Origin of the sequence: Bacillus sp. NPDC094077, from assembly GCF_050279465.1 — a bacterium.
GTDB lineage: Bacteria > Bacillota > Bacilli > Bacillales > Bacillaceae_G > Bacillus_A.
Genome location: NZ_JBNNUF010000004.1, coordinates 340,583 through 355,698, shown reverse-complemented (window position 1 = coordinate 355,698; position 15,116 = coordinate 340,583). Strand labels below are relative to the sequence as shown.

The following is a 15,116-nucleotide window of genomic DNA, read 5'->3' as shown; positions in this document are numbered from 1 at the left end:
CCTTACCGTAAATATTCTGTATAAACGTCAATGTCAGCTCCCCATAATACATTTGCTAAGTGTGAAGACGGCGCAGTTGCCACTTCTCGGTACGAGCGATCAATATAAATATGCTCTGCCTGCGGAAATTCTTTTCGAAATTGTTTCCTTAACTTTTCTCCAGCATCATCAGCATCCACTAGTACATACACTTCCTTATCAAAAAACTGATCAATGAGCTCATCCATTTTCGACAACCCAATTGTACCATTTGTACAAACAATTTCCACAGGTTCACGAATAATAGATTCAATCTTTCTTCTGTCTGATTTACCTTCTACAATAATGACTTTTTCTACATAAATCATATGTCATCACCCGATCACCATATACTATACAACCTCTAACTTAGTATATATTATATTCGTTATTTTCATGTTGTTTCCTGTTTATTTTTGCAAAAGAAAAGCGGAACCGACTGTTTAGTCCTGTTGGCTAAGGTTCTTTCGCACAGAAGACGCTTTTGGTCTTCTCGTGCGGAAGGTTCTTAGACATGAAGGGCTAGGAGGTGGAGCTTCTGACGTAGAGGCGCTTTTTGCCTCGCGGGAAGAAGCGAAGCCACCTAACAATCTAGCCGCTGGAGCTGGACAATGAAAAACAGAGGCGGCTCGTTTAGATTGTGAGGACACATGAAACCTTACCGAAAAGCAGTCATTCCCATAATAGCTGATTCATTTATATGTGAGTTAAAACGAATTATGTAAAACAAAAAAGGACAGCACAAAGGCTGTCCTTCAGTCGACTAAAATTAGTCTTGGTTTGTCATTTCTGCGTATTTTTCTGCAGTTAATAACTTCTCAACTTGGCTTGCATCAGAAAGTTCAACTTTAACCATCCATGCACCCTCGTATGGAGATTCGTTAACAAGTTCTGGTTGGTCACTTAATTCTTCGTTTACTGCTACAACTTTACCACTTACAGGTGCGTATAATTCAGAAACTGTTTTAACAGATTCTACGCTTCCGAATGGCTCGTTAGCTTCGATTGTTGCACCTACTTCAGGAAGCTCAACGAATACGATATCGCCTAGCTCACCTTGTGCAAAATGAGTAATACCGATAACAACCTCATTACCTTCTGTTTTTACCCATTCGTGTTCTTCAGAGTAACGTAAATTATTTGGAATGCTCATGACTGTACCTCCAGTGAATGTATTAATTATGTAAAAATACCTTATTGGTACTTTTTCCACACACTTTCAAACTGCTCTTCGTTAAAACCAAGTGTTACATTCGTTCCATCTGTTACAATTGGACGTTTAATCAACATGCCATCAGATGCTAAAAGTTCATACATTTCGTCTTCACTTGCATCTTTCAACTTATCTTTCAGACCAAGTTCGCGGTAACGCATTCCACTTGTATTAAAGAATTTTTTTAATGGTAATTCACTTTTTTCATGCAAATTACGTAAATCTTCTTTTGACGGTGGATTTTCAACAATATGAATCATCTCATATGCTACATCGTTTGCCTCAAACCATTTCTTTGCTTTTTGACATGTGCCACACTTTGGATATGAATAAAATGTTACTGTCATAAATTCACCTACTTTTTTACTAACCTTTACCTTTATCATATAGAAAACATTTTATTATTTCAAACGATTATTCGCTAAACTTTTACTTATTTCGTGATAAATTTTAATAATCCTGCGAATTTTTCTTATTTTTCCGCCATTTTTCAAGAAAAAATAAATATATAAATTTTTTTAGATTCTTTTCACCCACTGTACCGAACATATATCTTAAACAAACGTTTGATTAATTTCCTGTTCTTCTATGTTAGCCTTTGAACTACATTGCTTCTTTCCTACCGAACATACACCTTAAACAAGCGTTTGATTAATTTCTTATTCTTCTATGTTAGCCTTTGAACTACATTACTTCTTTCCTACCGAACATACATCTTAAACAAACGTTTATTTAAAAAAATAAGAAGCCTCGTTTATAGGCTCCTTCGTCATCTACTCAAATAATCTGCAATTGTTTGAAATACTACGATATACATATTATGAATACTTTCTTCTGTATTTCCACCATTTGATAAACCCACTCCCCATTGTTGTCCTTCACCGCTTCCAATATTCGCAAAACCTTGCGTATACATAGCATTTACATCTTTTGGTGCGCTTTTATACTCTATATTTTTTGTAATAAAAATTGAATATGATTTATCTTGTAAACCGATAAAAAATACTGGTTTCTTTAAAAATGAAAATAAATCTTTATACTGCTCTTTTGAAGCTTCTTGAAAGTGATCTTTCATTATTAGAAAGCCATCCACTTCCTCAGATTTCTTTTTCATTTCCTCTAACTTCATTGTTTTAAACTTTATATTTCTAAACGTATCTTTCGGCTTTTCTCCAACAACTCCAATTACGAGTGCTCTCCCGTTATATTCTAATTTCTCTCCTTCTTTATCTTTTGCACACCCAGCACCGACTAAGCATAACAATATAAAAACTAAGAAATACGATAAACGCTTCATTTAACACCCGCCCCTTCTTTTAAGTCAAGTGACAAAAACGTAAGGTGAATTCAAGAAAATGTAAGTAAAATCGATAGCCCAATTCGCATTTCTATATTATAATCAATTGAATTTACTTACATTACTAAAAAACATAGGAGATTTTCATGAAGAAATTTAAACTTTCAGCGGTTCTTCCTTTAAGTTATATACTTCTACTCGTACTCGTAAGTCCCCTTTACGACGTATTAAATAAATCAGCTGTTCACGCAGTGAATGTCACAACAGTAGTAGATGATTGGATTCCATTTGTAAAAGCATTTATTGTTCCTTATTTACTTTGGTTCCCATACTTATACGGTGCACTTATTTATTATTGTTTTGCTGATCGAAAGCAATATTACGTTACTTTAAGTAGTGTAATCCTTGGAAAACTTGCTTGTTTTTCTATTTATTATTTTTGGCAGACGACGGTACCACGTCCGACTGTCGTTGGAACAGATGTATTTTCCGAACTAGTCCGCTATATTTATAGTATCGACCAACCGGTAAACTGTTTTCCTAGCATTCATGTTCTTACTACATTTGTAATTATGTTAGCTGCCTTTAAACGTAGAGAACAGCATGCTTTTGAATATTACATCCTTACTTTTTTCGGTACACTTATTATTTTATCAACACTATTTACGAAGCAGCATGCTTTTGTAGATGCCGTTTCTGGTATGACACTTGCAAGCATATTATACTTCGGTGTTCAGTTATTGTTAGCAAAAGAAACTGTGACAGTTCCAGTAAAACAAAATCATAAAATGTAAAAAAGCAGACTGTGCTTCTTCAGTCTGCTTTTCTCTATATAAAAGGAGATTTTCAAATTAAGATTGCGGTACAGTCATATCACCAGAATGAATACGACCTGCTTTTTTAAGAGCGATGTAAAGTATATAAGAAACAGCTACTGGAATGATGATATAAGTGATTACCATCGCTGGGACAACTTCCCATCCTTGGCTGGAAATTAAATTAATTGGTGCGATAAGAGAACTTAATCCAAGACCTGCAATCTCTTTTCCTGCTTCCAGTTGGAAAATCAATGCTGATACTGGGCCAACTATTGCACTGGCGACGACAGTTGGGACGAGAATCATTGGATTTTTAGTAATGTTCGGTAACTGCACTTTTGGAGTACAAAGTGCCTGAGCTAATATGCCACCTAAATTATTTTCTTTCGCTGAAATAACAGAGAATCCGATAAACTGAGCAACACATCCTGCAAGAGCTGCTCCTCCTGCAACGCCATCTAAGCTAAGTGCGATCGCTAAAGCAGCTGATGAAGCTGGAGAAATAAGTAGTAGCCCCCAAACTACTGCAATGACGATAGAAGCGATGAACGGGCTACCAGCTGAGCTATCTTTAATGAATGCTCCAACTGCATTTAAAACTGGGCTTATATTTTGAGCTAACCAAATACCGACTAAACCAGAACCTAATATTGCTGCAAATGGAACGAGCATCATATCTAAAGCAGTTTTCCCGCTTAAACGTTTACCAATATACACCGCTAAAGTTGCTGTTAATAATGCACCAATTGGTTCACCTGTTTTAATGATTAAACCTGCTTCAGTAATGGAAATGGATCCAGCACCAATCGCTCCAGCTACCATCGCCGAAAAGATGACAAGTCCATTTGCACCGAGCATAAAAGCGATCCCGGCTCCAATGGCTGGTGCCATAAGTGATTTTGCAACAACTCCGATTGTAATAAGTAATGGTATATCAACAATTCTTCCTATATTTTCGATCAGTAAACCAATTCCAAGGGATACGAAAATACCTTGTGCAATTCCAGCAGAAGCTTTAAACACACGAGACATTATATATTCCTTCATTTGTTTCACCTTCTTCTATAAGTTAGTAGCCAATTGTTTTCATATAATCGCGTAAAATATCGTTTGATTTTGCGAAGCGCGCTTCTTCATCTTCTGTTAAGTTTAGTTCTACAACTTCTTTCATACCGTCTCTAGTAATAATAGCTGGTACTCCTGTACAAATATCATATTCACCGTATTCACCATCTAAAATAGCCGATACAGCAATCACACGATAGTCATCATTAAAGATTGAGCTCGCAATATATGCTAGAGAATTTCCGATGCCGTAATAAGTAGTACCTTTTCGTTTATAAATTTCCCATCCAGCTTTTGCAGTCTTCTCAACAATTTCATCTAAATCTATTTCACCGAAACGTTCTTTTTGTTCTTCTAAAATTTGTAGGATCGGCTTTCCACCAACAGTTACATGTGACCAAGCAACCATTTGAGAATCCCCATGCTCTCCTAATGAATATCCATGAATACTGCGAGGATCTACATGTAACATTTCAGATAAAATTGTTCTTAAGCGCGAAGAATCTAATGATGTACCTGTACCGATTACGCGATTTCTAGGTAATCCAGATAATTTCCACACTTGATATGTAATAATATCAACTGGATTCGATGCGATTAAGAGAATACCATCAAATCCACTTTCCATTACACCACCAACAACGCTTTCCATAATCTTTGCACTCGCTCCTAAAGTATCTAAGCGACTTTGTCCAGGTTTTGGTGCTGGCCCTGCTGTAATAATAACGATGTCCATATCTTTGCAGTCTTCATAGCTGCCTGCATATACTTTTGTTCTTGTATTTGTAAAGTTAATGCAGTGTGATAAATCCATCGCTTCCCCAACTGCACGTTCATGATTTATATCAATTAATAATAGCTCTTCGCAAATGCCTTGGTTTACAATGGAATACGCACAACTTGATCCAACTAATCCAGTACCGATAATTGCAATTTTTCTTGTATTTCTTTTCATAGCAATCTCTCCTAATTGATCATGTAATCTATTTCTTTTGTTCTTTACACTCTTAATTATAAAGATTCCCACGATAGAAACCATGGATACTTTGTGAAATATTGAACAAACTTTTGTCGTTTTTGTGAATTGTTATATTCCATTTTCGTCATATTTGTTACAACTGGAAAAATATTTATTATATATTTATTGACATATACAAAACAAAAAAAACGAGCGACTTCATTCGCTCGTTTTTTCTGCACACTATTCCGCACTTAATTGACTTTTTAGTTGCTGCACAATCATCGGATTAGCAGCAGCTGCTGGCTTATAATAACTCTTTTGTTTTGCGTACTCATACATATTACGTTGGCGCATCTCATCTTGATTTCGAATTTGAATTAACGTTTGATGTAACTGTTCATTATCCGACTGAGCAATATAATTTGCATAACTTGTTAAACTTGCATTTAATCCTGCTAAATAATCATTTACCATATCTTTTTCATTCATTTCTCTCTTCCTCCTATCCTAAAAAATTCATTAATTGTTGTTTCGTATTTCGTGCATCTTGTGCATCCTTTTGTAGCATTTGTTTCAACTCTGGATCTGTACATGCCTGTGCATACTGTTCTAACTTGTTAATAATTGTTGCGTGTCCACCAATCAAATGACGTAAGTTTTCTACTTCAAGTTCTGTTAAATTTTGCATAGAATACTCCTACCTTTCTTTATTCGTTCAATGTTAGTATTTAGTTCTTTTTGGATTGTATACATGAATTAATTTTTTCACGTATATACAAAATAAAAGATGAATAGCTAGGCCATTCATCTTTTATACTGGTTATGTATTCATTTTCATAGAGATACAATCATGCTTATACTCACAAGTAAGTTCCATACAATGTGTAAAATGATACTAGGTACAATAGATTGCGTCTTTCTGTATAACATAGCAAATACAATACCCATAATTGTCGCCGTAATTGGAAAACCACCATGAAGAATCCCAAAAACGAAGGAAGAAACGATGATACCGACTAGAAAACTATATTTCTTTTCTAAAAATCGATACAAAATACCTCTACATAAAATTTCTTCTTTAATTGGTGTAATGATAGCTATGCTTAAAACATATATAACACTTTGTATCACACTATGCTGAAGCGTTGTTCCACCTAGTTTTTCTCGTTGTTGCTCTGCACTTTCAAAGCTAAATAGCTCTAACATTACATATTGAGCTAATGCAATGACGATAAAACCTATTAATAGATACAAATACGTTTTCCCATTCTTTAAAACAGATACATCCCAAATATTTTTAATAAAATGTAGCACCGGTTTATAGGCCATTATCACAATAGCAACAACCGCTGCATCTAATAAGAGTATATAGTACCCCTCTAAATTATCACGCAATGCTTCTTCCCCATAAATCCCCAAAGCCAGAGCAAGGAATAATCCTCCTAGGAATGAGAATCCTAGAATGCCTGCTATCATTGCAAATAGATTTTTATATGTTATATTCTCTATTTTCCTTTCCGTATCATACGCTTCTAACACTGTTTTACTCATACTATTCCTCCATTTGTTTTCATTTACTTCAATAAAAATCCCTTAATATAAATATAAGGATAATATAACAATATTTTCAAAAAGAATAATATGCAATTTTGCATATCATGAAAGCTTTGTATTCTATAGTTTTAGGAATTAAATTACTATATAATAATTATTAAATGAATTTTCGAACATTTCTTATTTATCCACCATAATCCTCGCATCATATAAAACTTATTAATTAAAGGAGCAATGAACATGAAAACACATGACTTCCTTACAAAAATCCAAAAAGGCTCTGAACCTAATCCATATCAAGATCCTATCGCATTTATTTTCCTTTGTTTTTCCTTAGCCATATACACCTTTTTCAAACCAGCAAAATAATATCATCTAACAAAAAAGAGTCTCAAAATTATTTGAGGCCCTTTTTTGTTAGATTCCGTTCCGCTTCTTCAATCGCCCGTTGCATTTGCAGTAACGGATTCTTAATCATCTTCCCGTGACCTGTCGCCAATATAGTCGGCTTATATTCCAGCAAGTTTTGAGCACTTGTTAATGCAACTTCTGCATCCCAAGTGCCAAACATAGGAAAGGGAAAAAGCCAATTCAATTGTCCTGCAACCGCCACTCCTCCTCTCGTTTGAAATGCATCTCCAACAATGAGTGCATCATTTCTCGTATCTAAAAACGACATGGAACCTGGTGTATGACCTGGAGTTGCAATCGCTATAAGAGAACCAATTTTATCTCCTTCTTGAAGAAGATTATCTGGAATCGTCTTTATCTTTTTTGATACACTCACTTTTACCTGCGTGCCTGGTTCCCCTGGCTGCAGTGACAAATCTCCTTCAAGTAAACGAGCATCTCTCTTAGAAATATAGACCGGAACATCTGGTAGCGCTTGTTTTATAGCATCAAGCGCCCCTATATGGTCATCATGTGCATGTGTAATAACAATATTCGTAATCGGTTTTCCTATTTTTTGAGCCGATTCTAAAATCTTCTTTGCACAAAATGGTAATGCTGCATCAATTAAAGTTAATCCTGTTTCTTCTTCAACAAAGTAACAGTTAATCGGAAATAGACGCGGTAAAAATGCGATTTGATGAACTGTTTCTATTCTTATTAACTTCATCTCCTTTACCTCCATAAAAAAAGCCGTTTACAAATACATATGTAAAACAGCTCTTTTCAAGAATCCAACAACAAAAAACCAGCAGCCAAAAGGCCACTGGTTCCCTCTCTTCTATTAAACTGTATAACGCTCATCTTCTAAAATTTTCGCAGCAATTTCACGTTTCTTCGGAATTACGTTAAGTGGTGTGTGGCGAGTTAGTTTGCGTAATGATGATAACATCATGCGCAGCATGTCGCCATTTTCAACTGCGATAAGTGTTTCTTTCGCATCTGCTTCGATTTCGTTGAATGCTTCTTGGCAGAATACTTCAGTGTATAACACTTTTTGTTTATTCTTTTCAAGACCAGTTGCTTTAATTGCTTTTTCTGTACGAAGAACAGCTGACTCCATTGCATATAAGTTACTTACGATATCAGCGATATTCACAAGAATTTCTTGCTCTTTATCTAATGCTTTACCGTATTTTTGAGCAGCTAATCCCGCTACCATTAAACCGATTTTCTTCGCGTTATTTACTAAATATTTTTGAAGTGCTAATGGCTCATCACCTACTTCTTCTGGCATCATCATCATTAACTCTTCTTGTAATTTTTGCGCTTTTTGAAGAAGCGGTAATTCACCTTTCATCGCCTTACGTAAGAACGTACCTGGTACGATTAGACGGTTAATTTCGTTCGTTCCTTCGAAAATACGGTTAATACGAGAATCGCGGTACATTCTTTCAATCTCGTACTCTGCCATAAATCCGTAACCACCGTGAATTTGAACACCTTCATCTACTGTATAATCTAGTACTTCAGAACCGAATACTTTATTTAAAGAGCACTCAATTGCATATTCAGCGATAGAAGCCGCTACTGCTTTACCGTCTTTTACTTCTTCTTCAGATAATGTGCTCATACGGCTTTCGAATAAACCTACTGTACGATATACAGAGCTTTCAGCTGCATATGTTTTTGCTGCCATATTCGCAAGTTTCTCTTGAATTAATGGGAATCGAGCGATTGGTTGTTTGAACTGTTGACGTTGGTTAGCATATTGTGCTGAAATTTCTACCGCACGTTTTGCAGATCCAACTGTACCAACACCTAATTTATAACGGCCGATATTTAAAATGTTGAACGCGATAATATGACCTTTACCGATTTCACCAAGTAAGTTTTCTTTTGGTACTAGCGCATCTTCTAAAATTAACGTACGAGTTGATGAACATTTAATACCCATTTTCTTCTCTTCTGGGCTTGTAGATACACCAGCGTATTCTTTCTCTACGATAAATGCTGAGAAGTGCTCACCATCTATTTTTGCATATACAACAAATACGTCAGCAAATGCAGAGTTGGTAATCCATTGTTTTTCACCGTTTAATACGTAATGTGTACCTTCTGCATTTAAACGTGCAGTTGTTTTTGCACCTAACGCGTCAGATCCTGAACCTGGCTCAGTTAATGCGTATGCAGCTAATTTTTCACCAGTCGCAAGCAATGGTAAATACTTTTTCTTTTGCTCTTCGTTACCGAATAATACGATTGGTAAAGATCCGATACCTACGTGAGCACCGTGAGTGATTGCAAAACCACCAGCGCGAGAGAATTTCTCTGCGATTAACGCTGAGCTTACTTTATCAAGGCCAATTCCGCCGTACTCTTCTGGTACATCAGCGCCTAATAAACCAAGTTCACCAGCTTCTTTTAAAAGACGAACAGAACGATCAAACTCATGTTGCTCTAAATATTCAAGCTCTGGAAGAACTTCATTTACGATAAAGTCCTCTGTCGTTTTTGCAATCATTTTATGCTCAGATGAAAAGTCTTCTGGCGTAAACACTTGATCAATTGTAATCTCATCTACTAAAAAACTACCGCCTTTAACCGCATTCCCTACTGTTTTTTCCATGAAAATTTCCTCCTTCATATTTTCATGAGCCGCTTCTTTCTTTTGAAAGAAGCTGGCTCTCAATTTTATTTTTATACCCCTTTGTTGCTTCCATTTTTTGCTTTAGCGTCCTCACATTCTGAGCGAGCCGCTTCCACTTTTTTTATAATCCAGTTCCAGCGGCTAGAATGTTCGGTGGCTTCGCTTCTTCCTGCGAGGCAAAAATCGCCTCTACGTCTGAAGCTCCATCCCCCTCACATTCTGAGCGAGCCGCTTCCACTTTTTTTATAGTAATTCAAACACTCCTGCTGCTCCCATTCCGCCGCCGATACACATTGTTACGATACCAAATTGTTCGTTGCGGCGTTTCATTTCGTGAATAAGAGATAGCGTTAATTTTGCTCCTGTACAGCCAAGTGGATGTCCAAGTGCGATTGCACCACCGTTTACGTTTACTTTTTCTTCATCTAAACCAAGTTCACGAATAACTTGGATCGATTGAGAAGCGAACGCTTCATTTAGTTCAAATAAGCCGATATCAGATAGCTCTAATCCCGCTAGTTTTAACGCTTTTGGAATTGCAGCGATTGGACCGATTCCCATTACTTCTGGTGGCACTCCAGCTACTGCAAATGAACGGAATTTCGCAAGTGGCTTCATGCCATCACTCACTGCTTTTTCACGATCCATTAATAGTACAGATGCTGCACCGTCACTCATTTGTGAAGAGTTACCAGCCGTTACAGAACCACGAACGTTAAATGCTGGACGTAATTTACCTAAAATGTCTAGCGTCGTCTCTGCTCTTACACCTTCGTCTTGTGCGAAAATGATTGTTTCTTCTTGCAGTTTGTTATTTGAGCCAACAGTACGTAACGTTACATCTACAGATACTGTTTCATCAGCAAAGTTCCCTGCAGCTAATGCATTCGCAGCACGTTGATGGCTTCTTACTGCAAATGCATCTTGCTCTTCACGAGAAATTCCATATTTCACAGCAACTTGCTCTGCTGTATGTCCCATACCCATATAATATTCTGGAGCAGCTTCTACAAGGCGACTATTTGGACGAACGACGTGTCCCATCATTGGAACTAAACTCATTGATTCCGCTCCGCCTGATAATACAGCTTCAGAGTGACCAAGCATAATGCGCTCTGCTCCATAAGCGATACTTTGTAAACCTGAAGAACAGTAACGGTTAATTGTAATAGCTGGAACATCGTAAGAAAGTCCTGCTAGCCCACCGATATTACGAGCCATATTCAATCCTTGCTCTGCTTCTGGCATCGCACAACCAAAAATTAAATCATCAATTGGTCCTTCATAATTTGCACGCTTTAACGTTTCTTTTACAACTAACGCCCCTAGATCGTCAGGACGAACTGTTTTTAATGAACCCCTCTTTGCTTTTCCAATTGGTGTTCTTGCTCCCGCAACAATGACAGCTTCTCTCATGAACGATATCTCCCCTCGTTATTAGTTACGTAATGGCTTTCCTTTTACAAGCATGTGCTGCATTCTTGCTTGTGATTTCATCTCACTTACTAAGCTAATAAATGCTTCACGTTCTACATCTAATAAATACTGCTCATCAACTTCTGTTCCATACGGTACTTTTCCGCCCGCAATGACATATGCAAGTTTCTTCGCAATGTGAAGATCATATTCAGAAATGTAACCCGATAAATGCATTGCTTCTGCACCAAGTACAAGCGTTGCATAGCCTGTTTCACCAACAACTGGTATCTTTTTACGAATCGGTGCTTTATAACCCGCTTCAAATAAAGCAAGCGCTTTTTGTTTCGCATCGTATAGTAAGTGATCACCATTCACACTAATACCGTCTTTATCGCCTAAGAAGTTGTTCGATACAGCTTCTTGTGCCGACGTAGAAACTTTCGCCATCGCTACAGATTCAAATACTTTATTTGCAACTTTTTGTAGATCAAACTCTACGCCGTTTGCCATTTTATTTAAGTGTTTAATGTATAGCTCTTTATTACCGCCTCCGCCAGGGATTAAGCCAACACCAACTTCTACTAAGCCCATATATGTTTCACTAGAAGCTTGAATGCTCGCCGCTGGTAAACAAACTTCTGTACCGCCACCAAGCGTCATACCATACGGTGCTGCTACAACTGGCTTAGAAGAGTACTTAATTTTCGTCATTGCATCTTGGAAGTTTTTCACAACCAATTCAATTTCAAAGAAGTTGTCGTCTTGTGCTTCCATTAAGATCATTGCTAAGTTCGCACCAACGCAGAAGTTCTTTGATTGGTTTCCGATAACAAGACCTTTATAATTCTTTTCTACTTCGTCAACAGCGTAGTTAATCATTTGCGTAATATCCATGCCGATTGCATTGCTCTTCGAATGGAATTCTAAGCAAAGGATGCCATCGCCTAAATCAATTAAGCTTGCACCGCTATTTTTCTTTAATACACCATTTTTCTCTTTTAACTGTTTAAGAGAAATTGCTTTTTTATTACGTTCAATTCGCTTATACTCACCGTTATCGTAATAGTAGCTATCGCCATTATCCTGTTTATAGAAAGTAGCAAAACCTTTCTCTACCATTTCTTTTACCCAAACAGGAACAACTACGCCGTTTTCTTCCATCTTTTTAACGGACTTTTCAACACCGATTGCATCCCAAATTTCAAATGGTCCTTGCTCCCAACCGAAGCCCCATTTCATCGCTTGGTCAATTGCCACGATATCGTCAGCAATTTCTTTATGAAGCTTTGCAGAGTATAAAAGAGTTGGTGTGATGATGTTCCATAATAACTCTCCTGCGCGGTCTTTCGCGTATACAAGCGCTTTCAATTTATTCGCTAATCCTTTTTCTTGCTTGCTTAACTCTACGGATGCAGCTTTTAATTTTTTGCGCGCTTCGTATTCCATCGTTTCAGGATTTAATTCTAAAATTTCTTTTCCTTGTTTTAAGAAGAAGCCTTGACCCGTTTTACTTCCAAGCCATTTTTTATCCAGCATGTCATGCATGAAAGCTGGTACTTTAAATACATCTCGCTCTTCTTCTTGTACATTTTCATATACGTTATTTGCAACGTGTACAAATGTATCTAAACCGACAACATCTAATGTGCGGAACGTTGCGCTCTTCGGACGACCAATTAATGGACCCGTTACAGAATCAACTTCTCCAATGCTATAACCGCGTTTAATCATTTCTTGAAGCGTTACAAGCAAGCCGTACGTACCGATGCGGTTTCCAATAAAGTTTGGTGTATCTTTTGCGATAACAACGCCTTTTCCAAGAACGTCTTCGCCAAATAATTTCATGAAGCTTAATACTTGTGGATCAGTTTCTTTCGTCGGTATTATCTCTAGAAGTTTCAAATATCGTGGTGGGTTAAAAAAGTGTGTGCCTAAGAAGTGTTTCTGGAAGTCGTCTGAACGACCTTCTGCCATTTTTTCAACGGAAATGCCTGACGTATTTGAGCTAACAATAGAACCCGGTTTACGAACAGCATCTACTTTTTCAAATAATTTCTTTTTAATATCTAAGTTTTCAACTACTACTTCAATAATCCAATCTACATCAGCAAGACGCTCAAGATCATCTTCTAAGTTACCTGCTTCAATCAGTGCTAGATTACCTTTCACTGTCAGAGGAGCTGGTTTTTGCTTCAATAGTTTTTGTACAGCCGTATTACTAAAACGATTTCTCACACTTTTATGTTCTAATGTAAGTCCCTTCGCTTCTTCTTCTTTCGTAAGCGCAGGTGGTACAATATCAAGCAATAATGTCGGAATACCAATATTTGCTAAGTGTGCCGCAATTCCTGAACCCATTACGCCTGAACCTAGAACAGCAGCCTTTTTAATTTGGAACATCCAATTCTCCCCCTATTCTTGAATGAATGCTCATTCAATTTTTCGACATAAGTCGCAATCAATGAGTGAGCCTCTACTAATAAATATATGACAACGTTTGAATTTTCGCAATATATTTATTGATAAAATTTTCTGAAATAAATACTTTTCTTTTATTTGGCCATGCTATTGTATGTGTATTTTCTTCACTCAAATACATTTTTCCTTTTTATAATCTGACGAAACTGGAGGAATATATATGGCAAAACTTAAGAAGAACCCTTCAAAAGCTGGAATTAGTGCAGCAAGCGTGACAGGAAACGCTGGTCCAACTGATCGTGGTGTTGAAAAAGGACGCCAGGGCAATAACCAACAATATAAGAAGCATAATATGGGCGAAAAATAACGCTATATTTTTGGGCAGAGAACGTGGCATAATGATTAATGGCTGCTTTTTCTGCCCAATTTATTTGTACATATGGAAAACAAAAGAGGGAACGACGATGAAACGAACAATAATCATGATTGTAATGATCGCCACATTATTTACAGGGATGATTTTCTTCTCTTATGCACATAGGCAACAAGTTGTAAGAGCAGATCAACCTGACATTACTGGGCAATATGGGATTACAATCGATGCAGACACAGGTGAAATTTTGTATGGAAAACGTGAAGATGAACGGTCTTATCCGGCTAGTATAGCCAAAATGATGACAACTCTTCTCTTACTAGAGAATGTAAAAGAAGATGAAGAAATTACAATTACAGAAAACGCGATTAAAACAGAAAGTCAAAGTGCAAAGATTAAGCTACGCGCAGGTGAAAAATTAAAACGTGATGAAGCATTAAAGCTTATGCTTATCATTAGCGCGGACCCAATCGCTGAGTCAATCGCAGAACATATTGCGGGATCAAAAAAAGAGTTTGTTAAAATGATGAATGCTAGAGCGAAGGAACTTGGTACAAAGCATGCGACTTTCAAAAACGCAAGCGGTGCTGATGCACTTGGAAATAAAGTATCACCTTATGACATTGCTATTATTACGAAAGAAGCATTAAAATATCCAATTGTTTTAGAATATATGAATTCAACGCGCACAACACTACATACTTCAGAGCGCTCTCCAAAAATCGCAAACTATGGCCGTGAAGAACTATATGACGATCCATATGCGATTGGAAGTAAAAGCGGTTTATCTGCACTCGGAAAATATACGGTCGTAACAGTGGATGAAAAAGATGGTAAACGCGTCATTAACGTTGTATTATCTTCTACTCGTACGCAGCTATATCCTGATACGAAGAAAATGGCACACTATGCATTTCAACAATTAAAATAACCAAGGAGT

At 37.0% G+C, this 15,116-nt stretch carries 17 protein-coding genes; 4 read left to right on the top strand and 13 right to left on the bottom strand.

Features of this window, described 5'->3' with window-relative positions; all coding sequences use genetic code 11:
* Nucleotides 1-2 precede the first annotated feature (2 nt).
* From ACQKNR_RS13535 to ACQKNR_RS13520, 4 genes are all read right to left on the bottom strand, one after another.
* Nucleotides 3-347, bottom strand: a complete 345-nt coding sequence (locus tag ACQKNR_RS13535; RefSeq protein WP_000640866.1) for a toprim domain-containing protein — start codon at nucleotides 345-347, stop codon at nucleotides 3-5.
* Between the two features lie 440 nt (nucleotides 348-787).
* On the bottom strand, nucleotides 788-1,171 hold the full coding sequence (gcvH, locus tag ACQKNR_RS13530) for a glycine cleavage system protein GcvH (protein WP_000026897.1): 384 nt from the start codon (nucleotides 1,169-1,171) through the stop codon (nucleotides 788-790).
* 41 nt (nucleotides 1,172-1,212) lie between these two features.
* Nucleotides 1,213-1,578, bottom strand: coding sequence for an arsenate reductase family protein (locus ACQKNR_RS13525; RefSeq protein WP_000218968.1), 366 nt, complete (start codon nucleotides 1,576-1,578; stop codon nucleotides 1,213-1,215).
* 422 nt (nucleotides 1,579-2,000) lie between these two features.
* Nucleotides 2,001-2,528, bottom strand: a complete 528-nt coding sequence (locus ACQKNR_RS13520) for a hypothetical protein (protein ID WP_427318365.1) — start codon at nucleotides 2,526-2,528, stop codon at nucleotides 2,001-2,003.
* Nucleotides 2,529-2,674: 146 nt separating this feature from the next.
* Between ACQKNR_RS13520 and ACQKNR_RS13515 the strand changes: the two genes are divergently transcribed.
* The gene (locus ACQKNR_RS13515; RefSeq protein ID WP_427318364.1) at nucleotides 2,675-3,322 is read left to right on the top strand and encodes a phosphatase PAP2 family protein; all 648 of its coding nucleotides are present in this window, start codon (nucleotides 2,675-2,677) and stop codon (nucleotides 3,320-3,322) included.
* A gap of 57 nt (nucleotides 3,323-3,379) precedes the next feature.
* Here ACQKNR_RS13515 and ACQKNR_RS13510 read toward each other — a convergent pair whose 3' ends face one another.
* The 5 genes from ACQKNR_RS13510 to ACQKNR_RS13490 form a co-directional block, all read right to left on the bottom strand.
* Entirely contained in the window at nucleotides 3,380-4,393 is a 1,014-nt protein-coding gene (locus ACQKNR_RS13510) for a PTS transporter subunit IIC (protein ID WP_000666163.1), read from the bottom strand.
* 22 nt (nucleotides 4,394-4,415) lie between these two features.
* Nucleotides 4,416-5,366, bottom strand: coding sequence for an L-lactate dehydrogenase (locus ACQKNR_RS13505; protein WP_427318363.1), 951 nt, complete (start codon nucleotides 5,364-5,366; stop codon nucleotides 4,416-4,418).
* A gap of 246 nt (nucleotides 5,367-5,612) precedes the next feature.
* Nucleotides 5,613-5,861, bottom strand: a complete 249-nt coding sequence (locus ACQKNR_RS13500) for a spore coat protein (RefSeq protein WP_193412904.1) — start codon at nucleotides 5,859-5,861, stop codon at nucleotides 5,613-5,615.
* 13 nt (nucleotides 5,862-5,874) lie between these two features.
* Nucleotides 5,875-6,060: a hypothetical protein gene (locus ACQKNR_RS13495; protein ID WP_070145369.1), complete on the bottom strand. Its 186-nt coding sequence runs from the start codon at nucleotides 6,058-6,060 to the stop codon at nucleotides 5,875-5,877.
* A gap of 146 nt (nucleotides 6,061-6,206) precedes the next feature.
* A complete protein-coding gene (locus ACQKNR_RS13490; protein ID WP_427318362.1) occupies nucleotides 6,207-6,923 on the bottom strand; it encodes a CPBP family intramembrane glutamic endopeptidase in 717 nt (238 codons plus the stop codon).
* A gap of 243 nt (nucleotides 6,924-7,166) precedes the next feature.
* Between ACQKNR_RS13490 and ACQKNR_RS13485 the strand changes: the two genes are divergently transcribed.
* A complete protein-coding gene (locus ACQKNR_RS13485; RefSeq protein ID WP_427318361.1) occupies nucleotides 7,167-7,295 on the top strand; it encodes a hypothetical protein in 129 nt (42 codons plus the stop codon).
* A 28-nt stretch (nucleotides 7,296-7,323) separates the two neighbouring features.
* On the opposite strand, the gene ACQKNR_RS13480 is transcribed toward ACQKNR_RS13485, so the two are convergent.
* From ACQKNR_RS13480 to ACQKNR_RS13465, 4 genes are all read right to left on the bottom strand, one after another.
* Nucleotides 7,324-8,046: an MBL fold metallo-hydrolase gene (locus ACQKNR_RS13480; protein WP_427318360.1), complete on the bottom strand. Its 723-nt coding sequence runs from the start codon at nucleotides 8,044-8,046 to the stop codon at nucleotides 7,324-7,326.
* Between the two features lie 114 nt (nucleotides 8,047-8,160).
* Nucleotides 8,161-9,945 (bottom strand): acyl-CoA dehydrogenase family protein, encoded by a 1,785-nt coding sequence (locus tag ACQKNR_RS13475; RefSeq protein ID WP_427318359.1) that lies wholly within the window; start codon nucleotides 9,943-9,945, stop codon nucleotides 8,161-8,163.
* Nucleotides 9,946-10,209: 264 nt separating this feature from the next.
* Entirely contained in the window at nucleotides 10,210-11,382 is a 1,173-nt protein-coding gene (locus tag ACQKNR_RS13470) for an acetyl-CoA C-acetyltransferase (protein ID WP_427318358.1), read from the bottom strand.
* A gap of 21 nt (nucleotides 11,383-11,403) precedes the next feature.
* Nucleotides 11,404-13,785, bottom strand: coding sequence for a 3-hydroxyacyl-CoA dehydrogenase NAD-binding domain-containing protein (locus tag ACQKNR_RS13465; RefSeq protein WP_427318357.1), 2,382 nt, complete (start codon nucleotides 13,783-13,785; stop codon nucleotides 11,404-11,406).
* Nucleotides 13,786-14,023: 238 nt separating this feature from the next.
* On the opposite strand from ACQKNR_RS13465, the gene ACQKNR_RS13460 reads away from it, so the two are divergent.
* Together ACQKNR_RS13460 and ACQKNR_RS13455 are read left to right on the top strand one after the other, a co-directional pair.
* Nucleotides 14,024-14,170 (top strand): YuzL family protein, encoded by a 147-nt coding sequence (locus ACQKNR_RS13460; RefSeq protein ID WP_001096347.1) that lies wholly within the window; start codon nucleotides 14,024-14,026, stop codon nucleotides 14,168-14,170.
* A gap of 97 nt (nucleotides 14,171-14,267) precedes the next feature.
* Nucleotides 14,268-15,107 (top strand): D-alanyl-D-alanine carboxypeptidase family protein, encoded by an 840-nt coding sequence (locus tag ACQKNR_RS13455; protein WP_427318356.1) that lies wholly within the window; start codon nucleotides 14,268-14,270, stop codon nucleotides 15,105-15,107.
* Nucleotides 15,108-15,116 lie beyond the last annotated feature (9 nt).

Coding starts and splice junctions, on each gene's coding strand:
- ACQKNR_RS13535 (WP_000640866.1), bottom strand. CDS start 347: ATGATTTATGTAGAAAAAGTCATTATTGTAGAAGGTAAATCAGACAGA.
- gcvH (WP_000026897.1), bottom strand. CDS start 1,171: ATGAGCATTCCAAATAATTTACGTTACTCTGAAGAACACGAATGGGTA.
- ACQKNR_RS13525 (WP_000218968.1), bottom strand. CDS start 1,578: ATGACAGTAACATTTTATTCATATCCAAAGTGTGGCACATGTCAAAAA.
- ACQKNR_RS13520 (WP_427318365.1), bottom strand. CDS start 2,528: ATGAAGCGTTTATCGTATTTCTTAGTTTTTATATTGTTATGCTTAGTC.
- ACQKNR_RS13515 (WP_427318364.1), top strand. CDS start 2,675: ATGAAGAAATTTAAACTTTCAGCGGTTCTTCCTTTAAGTTATATACTT.
- ACQKNR_RS13510 (WP_000666163.1), bottom strand. CDS start 4,393: ATGAAGGAATATATAATGTCTCGTGTGTTTAAAGCTTCTGCTGGAATT.
- ACQKNR_RS13505 (WP_427318363.1), bottom strand. CDS start 5,366: ATGAAAAGAAATACAAGAAAAATTGCAATTATCGGTACTGGATTAGTT.
- ACQKNR_RS13500 (WP_193412904.1), bottom strand. CDS start 5,861: ATGAATGAAAAAGATATGGTAAATGATTATTTAGCAGGATTAAATGCA.
- ACQKNR_RS13495 (WP_070145369.1), bottom strand. CDS start 6,060: ATGCAAAATTTAACAGAACTTGAAGTAGAAAACTTACGTCATTTGATT.
- ACQKNR_RS13490 (WP_427318362.1), bottom strand. CDS start 6,923: ATGAGTAAAACAGTGTTAGAAGCGTATGATACGGAAAGGAAAATAGAG.
- ACQKNR_RS13485 (WP_427318361.1), top strand. CDS start 7,167: ATGAAAACACATGACTTCCTTACAAAAATCCAAAAAGGCTCTGAACCT.
- ACQKNR_RS13480 (WP_427318360.1), bottom strand. CDS start 8,046: ATGAAGTTAATAAGAATAGAAACAGTTCATCAAATCGCATTTTTACCG.
- ACQKNR_RS13475 (WP_427318359.1), bottom strand. CDS start 9,945: ATGGAAAAAACAGTAGGGAATGCGGTTAAAGGCGGTAGTTTTTTAGTA.
- ACQKNR_RS13470 (WP_427318358.1), bottom strand. CDS start 11,382: ATGAGAGAAGCTGTCATTGTTGCGGGAGCAAGAACACCAATTGGAAAA.
- ACQKNR_RS13465 (WP_427318357.1), bottom strand. CDS start 13,785: ATGTTCCAAATTAAAAAGGCTGCTGTTCTAGGTTCAGGCGTAATGGGT.
- ACQKNR_RS13460 (WP_001096347.1), top strand. CDS start 14,024: ATGGCAAAACTTAAGAAGAACCCTTCAAAAGCTGGAATTAGTGCAGCA.
- ACQKNR_RS13455 (WP_427318356.1), top strand. CDS start 14,268: ATGAAACGAACAATAATCATGATTGTAATGATCGCCACATTATTTACA.